The sequence below is a fragment of the Emticicia soli genome (assembly GCF_037860775.1).
Taxonomy (GTDB): domain Bacteria; phylum Bacteroidota; class Bacteroidia; order Cytophagales; family Spirosomataceae; genus Emticicia; species Emticicia soli.
Genome location: NZ_JBBEWC010000004.1, coordinates 177,191 through 196,454, shown reverse-complemented (window position 1 = coordinate 196,454; position 19,264 = coordinate 177,191). Strand labels below are relative to the sequence as shown.

Sequence of the window (19,264 nt, the reverse complement as noted above, 5' to 3'; positions counted from 1 at the left end):
CTCTTAAGTCTCTATGAGATTTTTTTATTTAATTCTCGACAATTCAAGCATTAATGAGCGCTATTTTTGGCATTATTTATACTTCTGAGGCAAAGCCGGATACTGATTCTAAAGCACTGCAGGCTATACTACGCCACCGTGCAACAGATGGGGCTAAAGTTTATGAAGATACCCACGTTGTAATTGGCAATTTTCAGTTAATTACCTCTGTTTATCAGCGAAATGAGTCATTTCTATTTGAGAAATATAATTGTATAATTACTTCTGACAGCCGTCTGGATAATAGAAATGACCTTATTAATCGGTTGCTATTGAATAACAAAAAAGAATACATAGGAGATTCCGAGTTAATATTAGAAGCGTATAAAAAATGGGATAATCTATGCACCGATTATCTGGAAGGTGAATTTGCTTTTGTTATCTGGAACAAAGAAACCAGAAAATTGTTTGCGGCAACCGATCATATTGGATTTCGCTCTTTCTATTACTATTCTTCAGCAGATACTTTTATTTTTTCGAGTGAAATAAAAGGTATTCTTGCTTTAAAGAAAAAACCTCATAACCTTAATAAAGGTGTATTAATAGATTTTCTAAAAAACAACTTTGATGGCTCAACTTTTGATACGGATATTTACCAATTAAAAGGAGCTTCACAATTATCGTATAAAAATAAATATGGTTCTAAGCCTATTGTTACTCAATACTGGACCTTGAAAAAACAAGGTAAATATCAATTCATAAAAGATGCTGATTGGGCAGAATGCTTAACAGATTTACTTATACAATCAGTAAGAAACAGGCTGCATACTGATAAACCGGTTGGCTTGGCTCTTAGTGGGGGTCTTGACTCTTCTTTTCTTGCAGGTATATTAGCCAAAGAGCTTGCCAGAAAAAACCAACCGTTGTATACTTTTTCGCATGTTGTGGCTGAAAAGTATAAGGGGTCTATTGCCGACGAAAGATATTATATAGAATTGACTGGTAAAAAATATCCAAATATTGTTCAGGAATTTGTGCAGTTGCCCGAAGAGATTGGCCCATTTGATGACTTAGAAGATACTTGCGAGCGAACAGAAGCACTGTGTTATCCCTTTATTTATGTTGATAAAGCCTTGTACTCTGCCGCCCAAAAGTACGGTACAGGACTTTTTTTTACAGGCTTTGGAGGTGATTTTGCTATTTCAAATAAGGGATCAGGTATGATTTATGAGATGCTGAGAGAGCGTCAATATCAAAAAGCATGGGATTATTTTTTAGTTCTTAAAAAATATGATAAGCTATCACTTTTAACGGCTATCAGTCAATTGATTATTGAACCTGCTATTCCAGATCGCTTTTATATGCTGTTCAGAAAGTATCTCAGACCAGATTCGATAAGACTAAACGATACTCTGCTTACCGCTACCAATAAAAAAAGAATATTCGGAGTTGGAGGGGCCGTAAAGAACCGTTTTGCACGCATTATTGATGGTGGTATTATTGGAGGGTTATTGTTTAATACACAAAAAAAATTAAGTGCTTCCTATGGTTTAGAATGTACTGTTCCAATGCTTGATAAAAGTATTTGCGAGTTTTTTATGGACACCCCTCCTGAACAGTTTCTTCTGAATAACAGCAAAAGAAGCCTTATGCGAAGGGCAATGCAAGATTTTGTGCCACAGGAAATTCAATGGCGTAAAGATAAGTCGGCATTTTCACCAAATTTTACAGAAAAATTCATAGAGTCAAAGACATATATCACTCATGTTTTAACGGACGATTCCTATAGAAATGCCCGAAAATATATTAACGTAACTGCTTTAAAATCTGATTGTGATAGACTATTTTTGGGACAGGGTAATTCATCAGAACATAGGGAAGCCGCTTTTGTTATTATGTTGATTACATTTTTATCCTGGCTCGAAAACAAAAACTATGCTATCTAACATTTAAGTATTGTATTAACTTTTAATCTTTTTCAGTTATGGAAAACAACTTTAGTATTGACACAATCTCTGTAGACTTGCCAAATGAAAAAAAAGTTTGGTCAACTCCTGAATTAGTTATTTTGTCTGATGATATCATTAAAGGTTCCGCTTCTCCAGGTGATGACGGCCTTGGAATATTCACTGCTTCTTAAGGATTAGCTTCTTTAATAAGCACGCATTATCCAAAAAGTCTTTAATTTTTGGATAATGCGTATATCTAAATCTAATTGAATGGGCAAGTATTTTTTTGTCCATTTTTTTGCGCCTTTCTAAAAATAGTCCTACTTTTTCATATCTTTTTTTGCTAAAATATCGGAATTATGAAAAATGTATCGTACTTTTGCACCCGAAAAATCAAGGTATAAAGCCCGTTTTTCAAATCTACATTTAAAAACTCATCAAAATATAATATGGCATCAGTCAGACCAGATGAAGTTTCGGCTATTCTACGTGAACAACTAGCAGGTTCAAAAACCGAAGCGGAACTCGAAGAAGTAGGTACTGTGCTACAAATCGGCGACGGTGTAGCACGTATATATGGATTATCAAAAGTACAGGCCGGTGAATTGCTGGCTTTTGAAAACGGCTTAAAAGCACTTGCCCTGAACCTTGAAGAAGACAACGTAGGTGCGGTACTTTTAGGAGATTCAACAGGTATCAAAGAAGGTGCAACCGTAAAACGTACTGGCGAAATCGCTTCTGTGAAAGTAGGTGATGGTATTGTAGGGCGTGTTGTAAACACACTAGCAGAGCCAATCGATGGTAATGGCCCGATTCAAGGCGAAACTTTTGAAATGCCTGTAGAACGTAAAGCGCCGGGGGTTATCTTCCGTCAGCCTGTAACAGAGCCACTTCAAACAGGTATCAAAGCTATTGATGCCATGATTCCGATTGGTCGTGGACAACGTGAGTTAGTAATCGGTGACCGTCAAACCGGAAAAACTGCGGTTTGTATTGACGCCATTATTAACCAAAAAGAATTTTACGATAAAGGCGAGCCTGTATTCTGTATTTATGTAGCTTGTGGTCAGAAAGCCTCTACCATCAAAGCTGTTGAGCAAACATTGCGTAAATACGGTGCTATGGATTATACAGTAATCGTAGCAGCAGGTGCATCAGACCCATCTCCGATGCAGTTCTTTGCGCCATTTACAGGTGCTGCCATTGGTGAGTACTTCCGTGATACTGGTCGTCCGGCATTGGTTGTTTATGATGACTTGTCGAAACAAGCGGTTGCTTACCGTGAGGTATCATTGTTACTTCGTCGTCCTCCAGGACGTGAGGCTTACCCAGGAGACGTATTCTATCTACATAGCCGTTTGTTGGAGCGTGCCGCTAAAATTACTGCCAATGACGAGATTGCGCAAAACATGAATGACCTACCTCCTTCATTGAAAGGAAAAGTAAAAGGTGGTGGTTCATTAACAGCCCTTCCGATCATTGAAACACAAGCGGGTGACGTTTCGGCTTATATCCCGACTAACGTAATCTCGATTACTGATGGTCAGATTTTCCTTGAGTCAAACCTATTCAACGCAGGTATCCGTCCGGCTATCAACGTAGGTATCTCGGTATCACGCGTGGGTGGTAATGCTCAGATTAAATCAATGAAAAAAGTAGCTGGTACTTTGAAACTAGACCAGGCGCAGTTCCGTGAGTTGGAAGCTTTCGCTAAGTTTGGTTCAGACCTTGATGCCGCTACTAAATTAACTATCGAGCGTGGTCGTCGTAACCAGGAGATTCTGAAACAAGCGCAGTTCTCTCCATCGCCGGTTGCTGAGCAGGTAGCTATTATCTATGCTTCAATTAATGGTGTGTTAGACAAAGTTCCGGTAAACAGAGTAAAAGAATACGAATCGGAATTTGTAACATTATTGAATGCGCAACACCCAGATGCATTGAAAAGCCTTGCCGCTGGTAAATTAGATGATGCAGTAACTGACACCATCAAGAAAATTGGCAAAGAGTTATCTCAAAAATATGCTTAATACTATAGAATGAAGAGCGTGTAACAACGCTCTTCATTCTTAATTTTATAGAAAAATGCCTTCATTAAAAGAAGTTAGAAATAGAATTGTCTCGGTAAACTCAACGACACAGATCACAAAAGCCATGAAAATGGTATCTGCGGCGAAGTTGCGTAGAGCACAAGACGCTATTCTTCAGATGCGTCCGTATGCTACCAAACTAAATGAGCTTATTGCTACCGTATCGGCAAATACTGAAGTAGGTGCTAACAGCCCTTATACAAGTGTGCGCTCGGTAGAGAAAGTTCTGGTAGTAGTGGTTACATCAGACCGTGGACTTTGCGGTGCGTTCAATTCAAATATCATTAAAGCGGCTGTAGCTGCAATTAATGAGAAGTACCCTTCGCAGGCAGCTAAAGGCAATGTAGAGATATTGGCATTAGGAAAGAAAGGTGGAGAGGCTCTACAACGCCGTAATTTCAAAGTAAACGATACTTACATGGGTATTTTTCAGAATCTGAACTTTGCTCATGCTCGTTCGGCTGCTGAAACAATCATGACTGCCTTTACTGAAGGTAAATACGATGTAGTTGAATTAGTTTACAACGAGTTTAAAAACGTTGCAACGCAGATTCTTCGTGTTGACCAGATGTTACCGTTGGTAGATAAGAAAAGCGATTCTTCAAAAGCCAGCAAAATTGATTACATTTTTGAACCTTCGGAAGAGGAGATTGTATTGGAGTTGATACCGAAAGCCATCAAAATGCAATTGTTTAAAGCTGTATTGGAATCAAACGCTTCTGAACATGGTGCTCGTATGACAGCCATGGACAAAGCAACCGACAATGCTAACGAATTGCTTCGTTCATTGAAAATTGAGTACAACCGTAGTCGTCAGGCTGCAATTACCAAAGAGATTTTGGAGATTGTAGGTGGCGCCGAAGCTTTGAAAGGAAACTAATCTCTGAGATAGTTTATAAAGAAAATGGTGAGTCGTTAGGCTCACCATTTTTATTTTATAGCTAGGCTATCTTGTTAGTTTTCTGTTACGGTCATTACCCCCAAAGTTTCAAAGAGTTTTTGCCAGTAGTGTGTTACTGTCGGGTTATTTTCTTTCGTTGAACTCGTAGGCTCAAAAGGCAGAATCATCGAAATTTCAGGATTATTCAATGTGTAGTTTTTCAACTTTTCGGCATCGGCTTGTGCCCATTCTTCTGCCTGAGCATCATCTTTAGGTGGGCGTATCTGAAAATCTCTTCCATTTTTTACACTTTCAACCATATCGCTCAGGTAATAAACCTTTGTGTCGCCTGGCATTTCTGTCAATCGGGCAATTACCGGAATACTCGCTGTGATATTGGTTTCAAGGTTAGAGGCATTGTCGTTCTGCGTTTGAAGGCGGTTTAATGCTTGTTTAATAACGAAGTTTCTTTCTTTACGGATCGATAAATCGTAATTGGTTTTAATAGCCTCCAAATCGGTAGCATTTACGCCTTCAGTGTCTTCCATTTCGGTACGGCAACTTAGCGAGAGTGTACGAGCCTTTGAGGTATTTTCATGAATATAATAGATTTCGAAGGTATCGCCTGCTTTTCTGAAATTCTGCTCTATAATAGAGGTAAGCGCTTGTTGGTACTTTTGTGCAACAAAAGGTTTTTGCACATCAACGCTAGCGGTTTTATCAATAAAAATCAAAGTATGAATACTCGGACTATTGGCTTGGGTATCAGTTTTTTTGTTTTCTTTGTCTCCGCACGACGTAAAAACCAAAGAAAGAAAAAAGGAAGTAGCTATTAAAAAAACAAAATTGCTCTTTTTCATTAAAATTGAGTTATGTTCTTAGATATGAACCAAATACAGAACCTTCAACGTAAAATCCGAAACAAAATTATATAATATAGCTTCGCCACGCAAAGGTATTTCTTTGGCCTGAAAAACAACATTTAAATATACTCAAATCAGAACTTCAAATTTAGCTTTTTTCTATAAATGGTATCAGCAGGCATATTATTCTGCCAATAAGGATTTCGAATGGTAGCCTTCAGTACAGCTCTTGAAGTAAGTAATTTCTTCTGGTCGTAGTAGCTCTCTTCCCAACCAACAATTGTATGCGGAAAATTCTTCTCAAAAATGATTCTCAGGCTTCTTTTACTTTCTATATAATTTACCTTGTAGTCAAACAAAGAGTCGCCTCTGAAAGTAGAATCTCCTTTGTAGGGCTCTAGTGTAACATCGGCAATGGCAGGGGCTGCTTTTTGGCGTCTTAAACGCAACGAACCAAGGCTCGGTATCAGAATTACCTTGCCAACGGGTAGTTCTTTGCACGGCACCAAACGAATGCGTGTCCAGAGTTCATCTTCCATAACGGCTTTATCGATATGATAATCGTCTTCTATTTCTTCTTCAAAATAAGATTTCCCCAATACCTGATAACCATTCTGGCGGAAATTCAATTGTAGGAATGTTTGCCCACTCCAATCCTGATTGGTATTAGAAACCTTTAAGGTAGACGGAAAGTCTTGTGCTTGCACTGGTGTAAAAACGGAAGTATAAATAGAAAAATCATGCACACCTGTAACAAAGCGTTTGATGAAGTTGAGTTTCAACACTTTTATAGCCTTATCCTTAGCATCTGACTCCAGTTTTACATGTTTATCTTTGCGGAAGTCTTCAGTATTGAAAACCATAATCGCTTCCCCCTCATTCAGGTGGCCAAATTGGGCTTGTTGTAAACTATAGCTGCTGATTTCGGCGTTTTGGGTATTCCAGTATTTTTTGAAGTTCTCGTCGTCACAAAGTTGTAATTGTCGGTTGGTATTTTTGTTGTTGCAAGAAGTCAGAATTACGACTCCTAAAAGGAAGTACACGTATTTCATAAATATCGGTTTCGTAAAATAACGTTCAAATTTAGTCAATAAAATCTCTTTGATGAATTAAATCTCATATTTGAGAAGTAATTGAGGTAAAAAGGCCATCATTCCGGTACAAATAAGCATATCTTAACTGCGTATCGGATGAGCAGCCTTGTATTATTTTTTGCTTTTCCAGCTTACCAGAAATACTCCTGTTAATACCAAAATCGTGCCTACTATTTGTTCTGCCCAAATAGGTTCATGCAAAAATAAGCTTGCCAGCACAATAGTGAAAATAGGCCCGATACTTGCAATGATTGAAGCGTTTCCGGAGCCCACCCGCTTGATACCCTCTGAAAACATGAAGGTTGGCAGAACAGTAGAAAAAATGGCCATTGCTAAAGCAATAACGTAAACTTGAGCCGGAAATTGAAAAATATCTAATCTATTAAAGAAAAAAGAATGGATAAGCGTTGGCACCAATGCCGATAGCATAGCCCACGAAGTAAAACGGGTAGTACCTATTTTGGAAACGAGTTTATCGCTACCAACCAGATAAAACGAATAAGTAAAACCACTCAGAATAACCAGAAAAGCCCCTAGAGCAATATTTTTTTGCTGATGCGCCTCAAAATGTCTTAAAAATGCCACAAATATCCCTGCATAGGTTATCAAAAGTGCCAGCCATTGTAAGCGGCTTACTTTTTTCTTTACCAAGAATGCATTGATTAACAAAACAAAAGTTGGATAGATGAATAACAAGATGCGCTCAAGGTTGGCTGAGATGTACTCAAGCCCCAGAAAATTGACGTAGGCCGATACATAATAGCCTATAAAACCAATAAAAGCTACTTGTAGCCATACTTTGCCCGAGATAACCGGAGTAGCATCTTCTTTTAATCTTTTGCGAAAAATAATAAACAGATAAAAAGGGGCAGAAAACAAGAATCTTAGCGATAAGAGAGAAATGGAATCAATGCCGTATTGAAAAGCAGACTTAATAAAAATACCTTTTAAGGCAAAACCAAAAGCCGCTCCAAATACCAGAAATGCCCCAACCAAGTACTTTGTGCGGTCTGTCATAAAAAATAACTTACCTTATGGTTTTCAAAAAGGTAAAAATGATAGCTTTGTTTTTATTTTTTACATTGCACCTCGGCTTTTAGTTCACGAATATTTGAAAAGTTAAATTTTTCATTGTTATTGTTAAAAATTATTGCATAATTCACTCATTCGGAATAGATTAAATTAATTAACCCACATGGTAACGTCCAAAAAACTTAGAAAAGAATCAGAAGAAACTGTTAGTATTCAACCCCGTGAGCAAAAAAAGCCTTTATTGATGGAAATAGCTTGGGAAGTATGTAACCAAGTTGGTGGAATTTATACGGTTATCCGTTCTAAGGTGCCTTCGATGGTTGAAGAATGGGGAGATAATTATTGCCTGATAGGCCCATATTTTCATAATACTGCTGTTGTAGAGTTTGAGCCTATTGAAGACCTAGATGAATCATATTTTGGTAAAACTGTTAAACGCATGCGTGAAATGGGATTCGATGCTCATTATGGCCGCTGGCTCGTAACCGGAAAACCCAGAATAGTTTTACTTGATTTTAAAAACCTTTTATATAAAAGCAACGACTTTAAGCACAATTTGTGGAATCGCCACCAGATTTCGACTTTAAATGCAGAACCATTGGTTGACCAGGTGATTGTATTAGGCGAAATGATAAGAGTGTTTCTTACAGAGTTTGGCGAAACCTATGGGCATAAGAATGATATAGTAGCGCATTTTCATGAGTGGATGGTGGCAACAGCTTTGATTGATATTCGTACAGATAATGTGCCTATCTCTACTGTATTTACTACGCATGCTACCATGCTTGGCCGCTACATAGCCGGAAACGAGCCCGATTTCTACGAAAAACTACCATACTATAACTGGGAACACGAGGCTCGACACTATGGTGTAGAAGCACAAGCTAAAATTGAGCGTTTTGCGGCGCAGAAAAGCCACGTGCTTACAACAGTAAGTGATGTAACAGCCAAAGAGTGTGAAGTGTTCTTTGGCCGTAATTGTGATTTAATATTACCAAACGGATTGAATGTAACACGCTTTGCTGCAACGCACGAGTTCCAGAATCTGCATTTGAAATATAAAGAGAAAATCCACCAGTTTGTGATGGGGAATTTCTTTCAGAGTTACTCTTGGGATTTAGATAATACACTTTATTTCTTTACATCAGGCCGTTATGAGTTCAGAAACAAAGGCTATGACCTGACGCTTGAAGCTCTGAAAAGGCTAAACTTCAAGATTGTACAGGCCGGGCTTGATACTACCATTGTGATGTTTATAATCACTAAAAATCCGGTGTATTCTATTAACCCTGAGGTGTTACAGTCGAGAGCCGTAATGGAAGAAATAAGAGAAACCTGCGAAGCCATTGAGAAGCAAGTAGGGGAGCACTTATTCCATGCATCGGCGGCTGATGAAAACCCAAATCTGCCAGATTTGAACGAGTTTGTTGATGAATACTGGCGATTAAGATTGCGCCGCACTATTCAGACCTGGAAAACCAAGAAATTACCTCATACTGTAACACACTTGCTTAAACAGGAAGATGATATTACAAACTATCTGAGATATACAAACCTGCAAAATCATCAGCAAGACCGGGTGAAATTTGTTTACCACCCTGATTTTATATCGCCCACAAATCCGCTCTTTGGTATGGAGTACAGCCAGTTTGTGAGAGGTTGCCACCTGGGTATTTTTCCGAGCTATTATGAGCCTTGGGGTTATACACCGCTTGAATGTGTAGTGAGGGGGATTCCGACCGTAACAAGTGATTTATCGGGCTTTGGTGATTTTATGATTCAATTAATGAAAGATTATGATAGTGTAGGTGTATATGTGGTGAATCGTAAAACGAAGAGCTATGATGAAGCTGCCGACCAATTGGCCGACATCTTGTTTAACTTCGTAACAATGAACCGCCGTGACCGCATTATGCAGCGTAATAGGGTAGAGAACATTTCGGAGATATTCGACTGGACAAACCTACGCTCGTACTACGATACAGCCCATGATCTGGCACTAAAACGCAAAGGCGTAACCAGATTATAAGCCATCAAAAAAGGGAAGATTTTCGAAATCTTCCCTTTTTTGATATATCACAAATACCGCTCGTTACTTCACGGCTTCGTCAATCCACTTCGTCATTTCTTGTACTATCAGGTCGTTAGAGCCCATATAACCAGTACTTTTAAACTTGATTTTCCCTTCTTTGTCAATACAGAATTTAGCAGGAATTCCATTTACACCATAGTTTCCGGCTACTTCGCCACCAATGTCAAAAATGATAGGGAAAGTATTGAAACCTCTCTGATTCACAAAGTTGTTAACAGTTGTTTTCCATTGGCTTTGCTCAACTCTTTCGTAAGTGTTCACAAACAAGAACTGTACCTTTGGGTTATCTTTATATTTTTCCATAGCCTGTTTCATACCCGGAAACGACATGATACACGGCCCGCACCAAGTAGCCCAGAAATCAAGAATAACTACTTTGCCTTTCAGTTCTGAAAGTTTCACGGTTTTACCAGCTAAGTCAACCAGTGAGAAATCAGGTGCTTCTGAACCTACTGAGCCTGCGCTTCTGCGTTTTACATCTTGTATAAACAATTTAGCAAAGAAGTGATTCTGCCCTTCTTTTTCGAGCTGAGCGGCTGTTTTTGCAAAAATATCATAATCACGCTCAGGGTTCAGAAAATTGTTGGTAGCAATTAAACCAGCCAATGAGGTGCCCAAGTCGGCTATGATGGGCTTAATTGTGTTATAATAGCTCTCTTCGGCTGCCATGTATTGCGTTTGCAATTCTTTTTTCTTCTTGTCGTCTTTTTTAATGGCGTCAAATTGCTCTTGCAGACTTGTCTGGGTTTGGCGGAACTTCTGTGCTTCGGTTACTACCTGATTGAATTTCGCCATAGTAGGAGAACCATCTACGCTAAAAGTAGCGGCTTTGTCGGGCGTACTTACACCATCGGCTACTACGTTAAGGTTTTCGCCGCCATCCATTATCAGGCCAATAACCTGTTGGTTGGCAATGTTTACCTGATAAATGCCAGGCTCGGCAATAGTACCCTTAAAAGAGAAGGTTTTATCGGCAGCTACATCAACCGAGTCTATTTTCAACGGAATGTTTCTATCGTTCATTCTTTCAAGATAAACCTTACCCGAAACCGAGTTGTTTAGCTTGCCTTTTATCGTAAAAGCCTTTCCAGTAGTGGTGCCAGGTGTTGCCTGCGCACTTTTGTCTTGTGGTTGAGACTGACACGCCAAACCAAAAGCCAGAAAGCATATTGCAAAAATTGATTGTTTCATAAATATGCGTTTATTCAAATTTCTATTATAAATAGCAGTAAATCTTACTTTAAGGCTTCCATCAACAGCTGATTGGTAAGTTTGGGGTCGGCAGAGCCCTTCGATTTTTTCATTACCTCACCAACAAACATGCCAAGTAAGCCTTTCTTTCCGTTCTTAAATTCTTTTACCTTATCGGGGTAAGCAGACAGAACCTCGTTGATTAACGTTTGCAAGGTATCAGTATTGCTTTGTTGAATCAAATTGTTCGATTCGGCCAACGATAGAGCCGTTTCGCCAGGATTCTCTATCAACAACGGGAAAAGCTTTTGCGCAGCAGTAGAGCTGCTTATCTTGTTGTCGTCAACCAATGTGATTAACTCTGCCAATTGGCTTGGCTTTAAGCTTAATTCACCGATTTCGATACTTTTTTCGTTCAGATAACCCTTTATTGTAGAGGTTAGCCAGTTGGCAATTGCTCTATGATTTTTTGTAAACTGTGCTGTTTCTAAGAAATAGCCTGCTATATCTTTACTATCGGTAAGTACTACAGCGTGTTCGTCCAGAATACCATATTCTTGCGTAAACTGCGTAAACAACTGATGTGGTAAAGCTGGCATTTGGGCTTCAATACCTTGCAACCATTCTTCCGAAATTCTGATAGGTGCTAAATCGGGTTCAGGGAAATAACGATAATCGTTCATGGTTTCTTTTACACGCATGCCATAAGTTTCGCCGGTATCGGCATCAAACATCCGAGTTTCCTGAATAATCGTTTCTCCGGTTTCCAGCATTCGCACCTGGCGTTTAAACTCAAATTCTACCGCTCTTTGCAGGTTACGGATAGAGTTCATGTTTTTTACCTCTACTTTTGTGCCGAGTTTTTCGGTACCTACTGGGCGGATAGAAATATTCAAGTCGGCTCTCATTGAACCTTCTTCCATGTTTCCATCGCATATATCAAGGTAACGCACAATCTTCCGAATCTCGGTCAGGTAAGCACCTGCTTCTTCGGCACTGCGCATACAAGGTTCTGATACTATTTCAATCAGTGGTGTACCTGCTCTGTTGTAGTCAAGGCGTGTGTAGGCACTTTCGCCTTCATGAACCGATTTGCCGGCATCTTCTTCCAGATGTATGTGGTGTAATTCGAGGAATCTCTCTTTAAATTGTTTGCCTTCTTTTAGACGCACAGTTACACCACCGCCTACACAAATAGGGTATTTATCCTGCGATACCTGATAGCCCTTAGGTAGGTCGGGATAGAAATAGTTCTTACGGTCAAAATAATTATTTCTGCTTATTTCGCAGCCACAAGCCAGCCCCATTCTGATAGCATACTCTACGGCTTTTTTGTTAAGTTTTGGTAAAACACCAGGATGCCCCAGTGTAATAACACTAATGTTGGTATTTGGCTCACTGCCAAATTTGTTAGAATCTGAAGCGAAAATTTTACTTTCAGTCGAAAGCTGGCAATGCACTTCTAGTCCTATAACGATTTCGTATTGCATGAAACGATTTTTTATTTGTCTAAGCCCGGTCTTACAAATTTACGAGCATCAGGGAAATCTTTTTCTATTTGTGCACGTAGTTTTTCGAGTTGAAACAAGATTTCAGTTACCTTGTTTACCTTTTCCGGAAAATGCACCTGCAAAACCAACCAGGCTGCTATACTTTTGTCTATACTGATAAGCGTTAGCTTGGCTTTACCTGTATAATAATCTATCATGAAATCACTCAGATTTTGTTCAAAAAATAGCTGGCAGGCATTCCGGATTTTAATATAGATAAGGCTTTGATACCAGTTTATCACCTCAAAAGCATCTTCTATTTGTGACAATGCTACCTCGGCTTCCTCTACCGAAATCACACCTTTATTCAAGTCATTCTGAAACTCCACCGCCTTGCTTTTCATAAAGCCCTGTTCTTTTTTCAGAAACGAGCCATATAGATTTGTGTACTCTCGTGCTGCTTTTACATTCTGGTGTTTGTCGGCTTCTTTGTGTGGGTCTACGGTTGGGGGTTCGCTATCTGCCTGGCTCAAAACATCTTCCCAGCTCATGCCTTTATCTTCAATTAGCTGCTTAATCAAATCAGTAGTTTGCTGAAAAACCTCTGTCAGACTATCCTCTATACTTGCTTCTCCATTCTGGTCTTCTTTGTATTTCCGCATGGCAAAATTCATACATTTGCCAGTAAATGCACAGCGCTCACACCAACTATCGCAGTAGTTGTAAATTCCATCAATAAAGTCCGGATTGTTCAAAAAATTCAGAAAATCCTTTGGCATTTGATTGCTCATTTTCAAAGCTTTATTTAGCAACGAATGAAATTTACTTCAAACTTAAAGTATTTTTCAGGAAGTTCAAACCTTAAAGTGTTAAGTCTAAACTTCAATAAAACCGTTTATCCATTTCTTGTGGCAGGCATACAAGATTGTTTCGTAAGATTGTCTTATCAAAACTCGTATAAAGCCTTATAAGTTTCATCTAATTGGGTCATCGTAATGAAAAAATATTTTCCTCATGAAATTTGCTAAAATCTTATTACCTACGCTATTACTTGTAAATGTTTTTGTTCAGGCACAGCAAGCTGCCGCCGTTACAACAAGTGCCAATAAAACTACGGCCGATAGAATAGGCTTGCAAGAGGCTGTTGATGTAGCGCTGAAAAACAACCTTTCAATCAAACAAAGCAATTTAACTGTTGAGGGCAGCCTGAATACGCTTGACCAATCTAAATGGGCCAGATACCCAAACCTTAACGGAACGGCTAATCTGAACCTGTTTTCGGGTCGTAACATTAACCCTTATACCAATGGTATCATTACCAATACGGTAGGTTCTAATGGTTTCGGTCTTTCGTCAGGGGTAACTATTTTTGACGGTTTTCAGACCCGAAACAACATAGAGTTAAACAAGACTAACCTTGAGGTTGCAAAGCTAGACTTGCAGGCAATGAAAAACACAATTACACTCAATGTGGTAGTGGGTTATCTGAATGTGCTTTCGCAAGAAGATTTACTGGCTATTGCACAACGCCAGGTTGAGGTTTCGAAAATACAATTAGAGCGTACACAGAAGATGGTAAGTGCCGGGTCGGTTCCTGAAACCAATCTGTTTGATTTACAGGCACAGCTAGCCAACGACGAGGTACAGGTAGTAAATGCCGAAAATGCCATTACAACAGCTAAATTAACTTTGAAGCAATTGTTAAACATAGCTGCCGACCGTGACCTTGATGTGATAAGAATTGAAGTACCTAATCCGAATATTCAGGCGTATCCTAATTCGTCGGCTGAGGTATATGAAGTAGCGCAGAGTTTTCTAGCTGATGTACAAGCTGCTGATATGCGCGTGAAAGCCGCTCAGAAGGGAGTAGACATTGCCAAAGGCTTAAGAGCTCCGGTTGTAACGGCCTTTGCAAACGCAAACACATCAACTACTACTGCGGCCGAACAAGTATTAGTAAAACAGCAAATAATTGAGCAAGAAGCAGGCTACGTTAATGTGGGTGGGATACGTTATCCGGTTATTGCGGTTTTACCCACCACTACAACAAGTACCGAAAAAATTGGCTATTTCCGCCAGTTGAAAGGTAATATCAATACATCGCTTGGGGTAAGTGTAAGAATCCCGATTTTTAACGGATACAATGCTAAATTCCGTACTACGGGTGCTACAATTCAGCAAAAACAGGCTGAGGTACAAGCCGAAAACGTACGTTTACGTTTACGCCAGGATATCGAACAAGCTTATGTAAACATGAGTAACTCGGCTAAAAAATATTCAGCTTTAGGCAATCAGGTTCGTGCTTTGGAAGAATCGTTCAGAGCGTCAGAGTCAAGATATAACGTTGGTTCTTTGAACTCGCTTGATTACAGCATTTCAAAAACTAACCTTGACCGTGCAAGAGCCAACCAGATTCAGGCAAAATATGATTATATTTTCAGAATCAAGATTTTAGATTATTATCAAAACAAACCACTTAATTTCTAAGCGTTTTACCTTTTAGGGCTTAGATTTAAACTTACCTTATTACTAATTGTACGCAAATTTACTTTTCAATGAAAAAATCAAATAGAATCTGGTGGATTTTGGGCGGTGTAGTAGCCCTACTTGTAATATTTCTGGTCGTTGCCAAGTCGGCCGGGTGGATAGGTAAAGAAAAACCTACCGAGGTTGAATTTGTGAAAGTAGGAAAAACAGATATTATTGAAACAGTTTCGGCATCGGGTAAAATACAGCCTGAGGTTGAAGTAAAAATAACACCTGATGTACCGGGCGAGATTATTGGCTTGTACATAAAAGAAGGAGATTCTGTAAAGAAAGGACAACTTTTGCTGAAAGTTCAACCTGAAAACTACATTTCGATTACTCAACGTGCCGAAGCCGTAGTAAACCAGTCTAAAGCTAGTGCAGAGCAGGCTAAGTCGGCTATTTCACAATCAGAAGCTCGTTTGATAAGAGCGCAGGCCGAATATGACCGCCAGAAGAAACTATTTGATGATAAGGTAATTTCGAAGTCTGACCTTGAGATTGCCGAAACCAACCTGAAAGTTGCCAAACAAGATGTAGCCGCCGCAAAAGCTAACCTTGAAGCGTCTACTTACAATATCAGAAGTGCAGAAGCAGGGTTGAAAGATGCCTCAGAAAACTTACGTAAAACAAGCATCTATGCGCCTATGAATGGTATTGTGTCGAAACTGGCCGTAGAGCTTGGCGAAAGGGTTGTGGGTACTTCACAAATGGCAGGTACTGAAATGCTTCGCATTGCCAACCTGAATAACATGGAGGTGAGAATCAACGTAAACGAAAACGATATTGTAAGAGTGAGCCTGGGTGATACTGCCAATATTGATGTCGATTCGTACTCGCTTACAGGCAAGAAATTTAAAGGTGTAGTAACACAAATTGCTAATACTGCCAATGGTACTGGCGGAGCCCTTGCGGCAACATCAAGTGCTACTGATGCTGTAACGGAGTTTGAAGTGAGAATCAGAATATTGCCTGAGTCTTACAGCGACCTGATTGACAGGAAAGCAAAAAGAGTATATCCATTCAAACCAGGTATGACCGCCACGGTTGATATTATTACTGAGAAAAAAGAAAGAGTACTAAGTGTACCGATTGCAGCTGTAACCACACGTGACGGTAGCACCGAAGAGAAAAAAGACCAGGGCTCATCGAACGACGGACAAAGCTCTGGCGAGCCGGCAAAGCCTAAGAAAAAAGACCTTCCGAAAGAAGTAGTATTTGTTGCCGATAAAGATAGTAAAGTGAAATTGCGTGAGGTAAAAACAGGTATTACCGATACTGCTGCCGGAACAATTGAAGTACTAAGTGGCTTGAAAGAAGGTGAAGAGATAGTGTCAGGGCCATTTATTGCGGTGTCGAAAAAACTAAAAGATGGTGATTTAGTTTCTAAGAAAGGAGCGCAGACCGATAAAGGCAAGAAAAAATAGTAATAGAAATATCGTTTATATTATTTACACAAAAGGCTGCTACTGGGCAGTCTTTTGTTTTTTCAGGGCTTTTGGTTTATTTAGCATCATGAACTTAAATCAGCAACAATAGAACTAAGAAATGAAAATAACGATTATAGGCGGTGGAAGTTGGGCAACAGCAATTGTTAAGATTCTGAGCGAGGGTAATGTGTATATAAAATGGTGGATGCGAAGCAGCGAAGATGCAGACCACATAAAGCGGCTGCACCATAACAAAAACTATTTGAGTAGCGTAGAGATTCACCCCTCAAAGGTTAAGCCTTATACAAACTTGAAAGAAGCCCTACGAGATACCGAATGGGTAGTATTGGCTGTTCCGGCGGCTTTTCTTACAGATGCCTTAAAGAGCATTAACAAAAGCCATCTGCAAGGCAAAAAAGTTATATCGGCTATTAAAGGTATGATTCCGACTACCAACCAACTGGTAACCGATTGGATAGAAGAGACCTATGATGTGCCGGCGCATAATATAGGCGTTATTGCCGGGCCATGCCATGCCGAAGAAGTAGCACTTGAAAAACATTCTTACCTTACCATAGCGTCGCCTAATCTTACATTAGCAAATGATTTTGCCGATTTGCTGCGCTGTAGGTTTGTGAGTACCTCGGCATTGGCCGATTTGTATGGGGTTGAGTATGCCGCAGTAATGAAAAACATTGTGGCGCTGGCTTGTGGTATTACACACGGGCTTGGCGGTGGCGATAACTTTCAGGCCGTGATGGTAGCCAATGCCATGCAGGAAATTTGCCGTGTAGTTGATGTAATAGACCCAATGAAAAGAGATTTAAGCGCCTCGGCGTATCTCGGCGACTTATTGGTAACCTCATACTCTCAGTTCAGCCGCAACCGAACGTTTGGCAACATGATAGGGCGGGGGTATAGCGTAATGGCTGCGCAACTGGAAATGAACATGGTAGCCGAAGGATACTATGCCGTAAAAAGTATCTACGAAATGCTGAGCCAATATGAAATAAACATACCTATCACTAATTTTACCTATCAGATTCTTTATCATAATTCGCCCATGAAAAAAGAGTTTGAAGATTTGAAAGCAAAGCTAAAGTAGATTTTTGCGGTTTGTTTAATTTAATTCTGATTTGTGTACTATTTTGAGTGGTGTAATACATTACCGTAAAACTTAAATACTACAATTGTAATACCCGATTTTTATATAAATAACCTTTGAATTTCATAACTTATGCCTACGTACGAACAAGTATTTGAAAACAACCTTGCCTGGTTGAATGAAAAAAAAGGCACTGACGAGTCTTTTTTTGAAAATCTTGCTAAATCACAAAGTCCTGAATACCTATATATTGGGTGCAGCGATAGCCGTGTTACTGCCGAAGAATTAATGGGCGCAGGCCCCGGCGAAGTTTTTGTGCACCGAAACATTGCCAATCTGGTAAATGCCACCGATTTGAACGTAATGTCGGTTATAAACTATGCTGTTCGCTATTTAGGCGTGAAGCACGTTATTGTATGCGGGCACTACAATTGCGGTGGTGTAAAAGCTGCCATGCAACCTGTTGACATGGGGATTCTGAACCCGTGGCTAAGAAATATCAGAGATGTTTACAGATTACATAAAGATGAACTGAATGCTATTGAAGATGAAAGCAAACGGTATGATCGCCTGGTTGAGCTAAATGTGCAAGAGCAATGTTTCAATGTAATTAAACTAGCTAGTGTGCAACAGGAATATCAGAAAAAGGGCTACCCTACCGTGCATGGATGGGTATTTGATATCAGAACTGGTAAATTAATTGATTTGAAACTTGATTTTGATACCTTATTGAAAGGAATACAGGAGATTTATTACCTGGGCGAGTAAAAAAATAAGCAGGTGGCTGAGAGGCTACCTGCTATAATATCTATTTTATTTTACCTAAAAAGTTTGTAACTAAAAAGACTATCCCCGACATAATGCCCTGTACTGTGGTAAGCACGCCCATGCTCATATTCGATTTTTGGCCACTGCTGATGTTCATGAAATGATGCACGCTTACGCTGATAGAGACAATGATGATTCCGACAAGAACAGCCGTTATGAGGCTTTTCATAAAACCCGAAATCTTAGTATTTCGTCTTAATAAATAGATGCATCGGCCTGTTAAAAAAAGCGGTAGAATACATATAATAATTGCAAAGGCTATTTCCATAATACTTATAAAAAACTTCTGATTTTAGCTGCTATCTCGGCTAGTTCTTCTTGCGAAATTTTTAGTTTATTATTAAAATTCATATCGCTCATGCTGTTCATTGGTATCAGGTGCACATGTGCATGAGGTACTTCTAGGCCAACCACAGCTATACCAATGCGCTTGCACGGAATGGCTTTTCTGATAGCAGGCTCTATTTGCTTGGCAAATTGCATAAGGCCGGTGTATAATTCATCATCTAAATCGAAAATATAATCTATTTCCTTTTTCGGAATTACGAGTGTATGACCAACCGCACACGGAAAAACATCAAGAAATGCCAGATACTGGTCAGTTTCAGCAATTTTATGAGATGGAATTTCTCCGGCTACTATTTTTGAAAAGATAGAAGACATGGTATGAAATATAATTTTGAGCGCAAGGTAATAAATTTTGTAGTTTGCTTCTGAG

General features: G+C 39.5%; 17 protein-coding genes. 9 read left to right on the top strand and 8 right to left on the bottom strand.

Going from position 1 to position 19,264, the window contains the following annotated elements:
* The first annotated feature begins 53 nt into the window (after window positions 1–53).
* The 4 genes from WAE64_RS06605 (at window position 54) to atpG (ending at window position 4,895) form a co-directional block, all read left to right on the top strand.
* Window positions 54–1,925: an asparagine synthase-related protein gene (locus WAE64_RS06605; protein ID WP_340235460.1), complete on the top strand. Its 1,872-nt coding sequence runs from the start codon at window positions 54–56 to the stop codon at window positions 1,923–1,925.
* A 38-nt stretch (window positions 1,926–1,963) separates the two neighbouring features.
* Window positions 1,964–2,119, top strand: coding sequence for a hypothetical protein (locus WAE64_RS06600; RefSeq protein WP_340235459.1), 156 nt, complete (start codon window positions 1,964–1,966; stop codon window positions 2,117–2,119).
* Between the two features lie 258 nt (window positions 2,120–2,377).
* Entirely contained in the window at window positions 2,378–3,955 is a 1,578-nt protein-coding gene (gene atpA / locus WAE64_RS06595) for a F0F1 ATP synthase subunit alpha (RefSeq protein ID WP_340235458.1), read from the top strand.
* A gap of 55 nt (window positions 3,956–4,010) precedes the next feature.
* Window positions 4,011–4,895 carry an ATP synthase F1 subunit gamma gene (atpG, locus tag WAE64_RS06590; protein WP_340235457.1) on the top strand — a complete coding sequence of 295 codons (885 nt, stop codon included), beginning with the start codon at window positions 4,011–4,013 and terminating at the stop codon, window positions 4,893–4,895.
* A gap of 74 nt (window positions 4,896–4,969) precedes the next feature.
* On the opposite strand, the gene WAE64_RS06585 is transcribed toward atpG, so the two are convergent.
* The 3 genes from WAE64_RS06585 to WAE64_RS06575 form a co-directional block, all read right to left on the bottom strand.
* Window positions 4,970–5,755 (bottom strand): hypothetical protein, encoded by a 786-nt coding sequence (locus tag WAE64_RS06585; protein WP_340235456.1) that lies wholly within the window; start codon window positions 5,753–5,755, stop codon window positions 4,970–4,972.
* A gap of 137 nt (window positions 5,756–5,892) precedes the next feature.
* On the bottom strand, window positions 5,893–6,810 hold the full coding sequence (locus WAE64_RS06580; RefSeq protein WP_340235455.1) for a hypothetical protein: 918 nt from the start codon (window positions 6,808–6,810) through the stop codon (window positions 5,893–5,895).
* Window positions 6,811–6,963: 153 nt separating this feature from the next.
* The gene (locus WAE64_RS06575) at window positions 6,964–7,869 is read right to left on the bottom strand and encodes a DMT family transporter (RefSeq protein WP_340235454.1); all 906 of its coding nucleotides are present in this window, start codon (window positions 7,867–7,869) and stop codon (window positions 6,964–6,966) included.
* A gap of 259 nt (window positions 7,870–8,128) precedes the next feature.
* Between WAE64_RS06575 and WAE64_RS06570 the strand changes: the two genes are divergently transcribed.
* A complete protein-coding gene (locus WAE64_RS06570) occupies window positions 8,129–9,913 on the top strand; it encodes a glycosyltransferase family protein (RefSeq protein WP_379976665.1) in 1,785 nt (594 codons plus the stop codon).
* Window positions 9,914–9,976: 63 nt separating this feature from the next.
* Here the strand turns inward: WAE64_RS06570 and WAE64_RS06565 are convergent, their stop codons facing one another.
* The 3 genes from WAE64_RS06565 to WAE64_RS06555 are packed head-to-tail and all read right to left on the bottom strand — an operon-like array spanning window position 9,977 to window position 13,448.
* Complete coding sequence (locus WAE64_RS06565) at window positions 9,977–11,167, bottom strand: redoxin domain-containing protein (protein WP_340235452.1); 1,191 nt, start codon at window positions 11,165–11,167, stop codon at window positions 9,977–9,979.
* A 44-nt stretch (window positions 11,168–11,211) separates the two neighbouring features.
* Window positions 11,212–12,657, bottom strand: a complete 1,446-nt coding sequence (gene gatB, locus WAE64_RS06560) for an Asp-tRNA(Asn)/Glu-tRNA(Gln) amidotransferase subunit GatB (RefSeq protein ID WP_340235451.1) — start codon at window positions 12,655–12,657, stop codon at window positions 11,212–11,214.
* Window positions 12,658–12,668: 11 nt separating this feature from the next.
* Window positions 12,669–13,448, bottom strand: a complete 780-nt coding sequence (locus tag WAE64_RS06555; protein ID WP_340235450.1) for a hypothetical protein — start codon at window positions 13,446–13,448, stop codon at window positions 12,669–12,671.
* 223 nt (window positions 13,449–13,671) lie between these two features.
* Here WAE64_RS06555 and WAE64_RS06550 point away from each other — a divergent pair, with 223 nt between their 5' ends.
* The 4 genes from WAE64_RS06550 (at window position 13,672) to WAE64_RS06535 (ending at window position 18,486) form a co-directional block, all read left to right on the top strand.
* Entirely contained in the window at window positions 13,672–15,144 is a 1,473-nt protein-coding gene (locus tag WAE64_RS06550; RefSeq protein WP_340235449.1) for a TolC family protein, read from the top strand.
* A 68-nt stretch (window positions 15,145–15,212) separates the two neighbouring features.
* Window positions 15,213–16,610, top strand: coding sequence for an efflux RND transporter periplasmic adaptor subunit (locus tag WAE64_RS06545; RefSeq protein ID WP_340235448.1), 1,398 nt, complete (start codon window positions 15,213–15,215; stop codon window positions 16,608–16,610).
* A 121-nt stretch (window positions 16,611–16,731) separates the two neighbouring features.
* Window positions 16,732–17,718 carry an NAD(P)H-dependent glycerol-3-phosphate dehydrogenase gene (locus WAE64_RS06540; protein ID WP_340235447.1) on the top strand — a complete coding sequence of 329 codons (987 nt, stop codon included), beginning with the start codon at window positions 16,732–16,734 and terminating at the stop codon, window positions 17,716–17,718.
* Between the two features lie 132 nt (window positions 17,719–17,850).
* Complete coding sequence (locus WAE64_RS06535) at window positions 17,851–18,486, top strand: carbonic anhydrase (RefSeq protein WP_340235446.1); 636 nt, start codon at window positions 17,851–17,853, stop codon at window positions 18,484–18,486.
* A 40-nt stretch (window positions 18,487–18,526) separates the two neighbouring features.
* On the opposite strand, the gene WAE64_RS06530 is transcribed toward WAE64_RS06535, so the two are convergent.
* Both WAE64_RS06530 and WAE64_RS06525 read right to left on the bottom strand, forming a co-directional pair.
* A complete protein-coding gene (locus WAE64_RS06530) occupies window positions 18,527–18,715 on the bottom strand; it encodes a hypothetical protein (RefSeq protein WP_340235445.1) in 189 nt (62 codons plus the stop codon).
* 104 nt (window positions 18,716–18,819) lie between these two features.
* Window positions 18,820–19,209: an HIT family protein gene (locus tag WAE64_RS06525; protein ID WP_340235444.1), complete on the bottom strand. Its 390-nt coding sequence runs from the start codon at window positions 19,207–19,209 to the stop codon at window positions 18,820–18,822.
* Window positions 19,210–19,264 lie beyond the last annotated feature (55 nt).

What these genes read in the sequence shown, in the direction of transcription:
- WAE64_RS06600 (WP_340235459.1), top strand. Translation starts at nt 1,964, where the DNA reads ATGGAAAACAACTTTAGTATTGACACAATCTCTGTAGACTTGCCAAAT.
- WAE64_RS06540 (WP_340235447.1), top strand. Translation starts at nt 16,732, where the DNA reads ATGAAAATAACGATTATAGGCGGTGGAAGTTGGGCAACAGCAATTGTT.
- WAE64_RS06580 (WP_340235455.1), bottom strand. Translation starts at nt 6,810, where the DNA reads ATGAAATACGTGTACTTCCTTTTAGGAGTCGTAATTCTGACTTCTTGC.
- WAE64_RS06530 (WP_340235445.1), bottom strand. Translation starts at nt 18,715, where the DNA reads ATGAAAAGCCTCATAACGGCTGTTCTTGTCGGAATCATCATTGTCTCT.
- WAE64_RS06565 (WP_340235452.1), bottom strand. Translation starts at nt 11,167, where the DNA reads ATGAAACAATCAATTTTTGCAATATGCTTTCTGGCTTTTGGTTTGGCG.
- WAE64_RS06605 (WP_340235460.1), top strand. Translation starts at nt 54, where the DNA reads ATGAGCGCTATTTTTGGCATTATTTATACTTCTGAGGCAAAGCCGGAT.
- WAE64_RS06575 (WP_340235454.1), bottom strand. Translation starts at nt 7,869, where the DNA reads ATGACAGACCGCACAAAGTACTTGGTTGGGGCATTTCTGGTATTTGGA.
- WAE64_RS06585 (WP_340235456.1), bottom strand. Translation starts at nt 5,755, where the DNA reads ATGAAAAAGAGCAATTTTGTTTTTTTAATAGCTACTTCCTTTTTTCTT.
- WAE64_RS06550 (WP_340235449.1), top strand. Translation starts at nt 13,672, where the DNA reads ATGAAATTTGCTAAAATCTTATTACCTACGCTATTACTTGTAAATGTT.
- WAE64_RS06545 (WP_340235448.1), top strand. Translation starts at nt 15,213, where the DNA reads ATGAAAAAATCAAATAGAATCTGGTGGATTTTGGGCGGTGTAGTAGCC.
- atpA (WP_340235458.1), top strand. Translation starts at nt 2,378, where the DNA reads ATGGCATCAGTCAGACCAGATGAAGTTTCGGCTATTCTACGTGAACAA.
- WAE64_RS06570 (WP_379976665.1), top strand. Translation starts at nt 8,129, where the DNA reads ATGGAAATAGCTTGGGAAGTATGTAACCAAGTTGGTGGAATTTATACG.
- WAE64_RS06535 (WP_340235446.1), top strand. Translation starts at nt 17,851, where the DNA reads ATGCCTACGTACGAACAAGTATTTGAAAACAACCTTGCCTGGTTGAAT.
- WAE64_RS06555 (WP_340235450.1), bottom strand. Translation starts at nt 13,448, where the DNA reads ATGAGCAATCAAATGCCAAAGGATTTTCTGAATTTTTTGAACAATCCG.
- atpG (WP_340235457.1), top strand. Translation starts at nt 4,011, where the DNA reads ATGCCTTCATTAAAAGAAGTTAGAAATAGAATTGTCTCGGTAAACTCA.
- gatB (WP_340235451.1), bottom strand. Translation starts at nt 12,657, where the DNA reads ATGCAATACGAAATCGTTATAGGACTAGAAGTGCATTGCCAGCTTTCG.
- WAE64_RS06525 (WP_340235444.1), bottom strand. Translation starts at nt 19,209, where the DNA reads ATGTCTTCTATCTTTTCAAAAATAGTAGCCGGAGAAATTCCATCTCAT.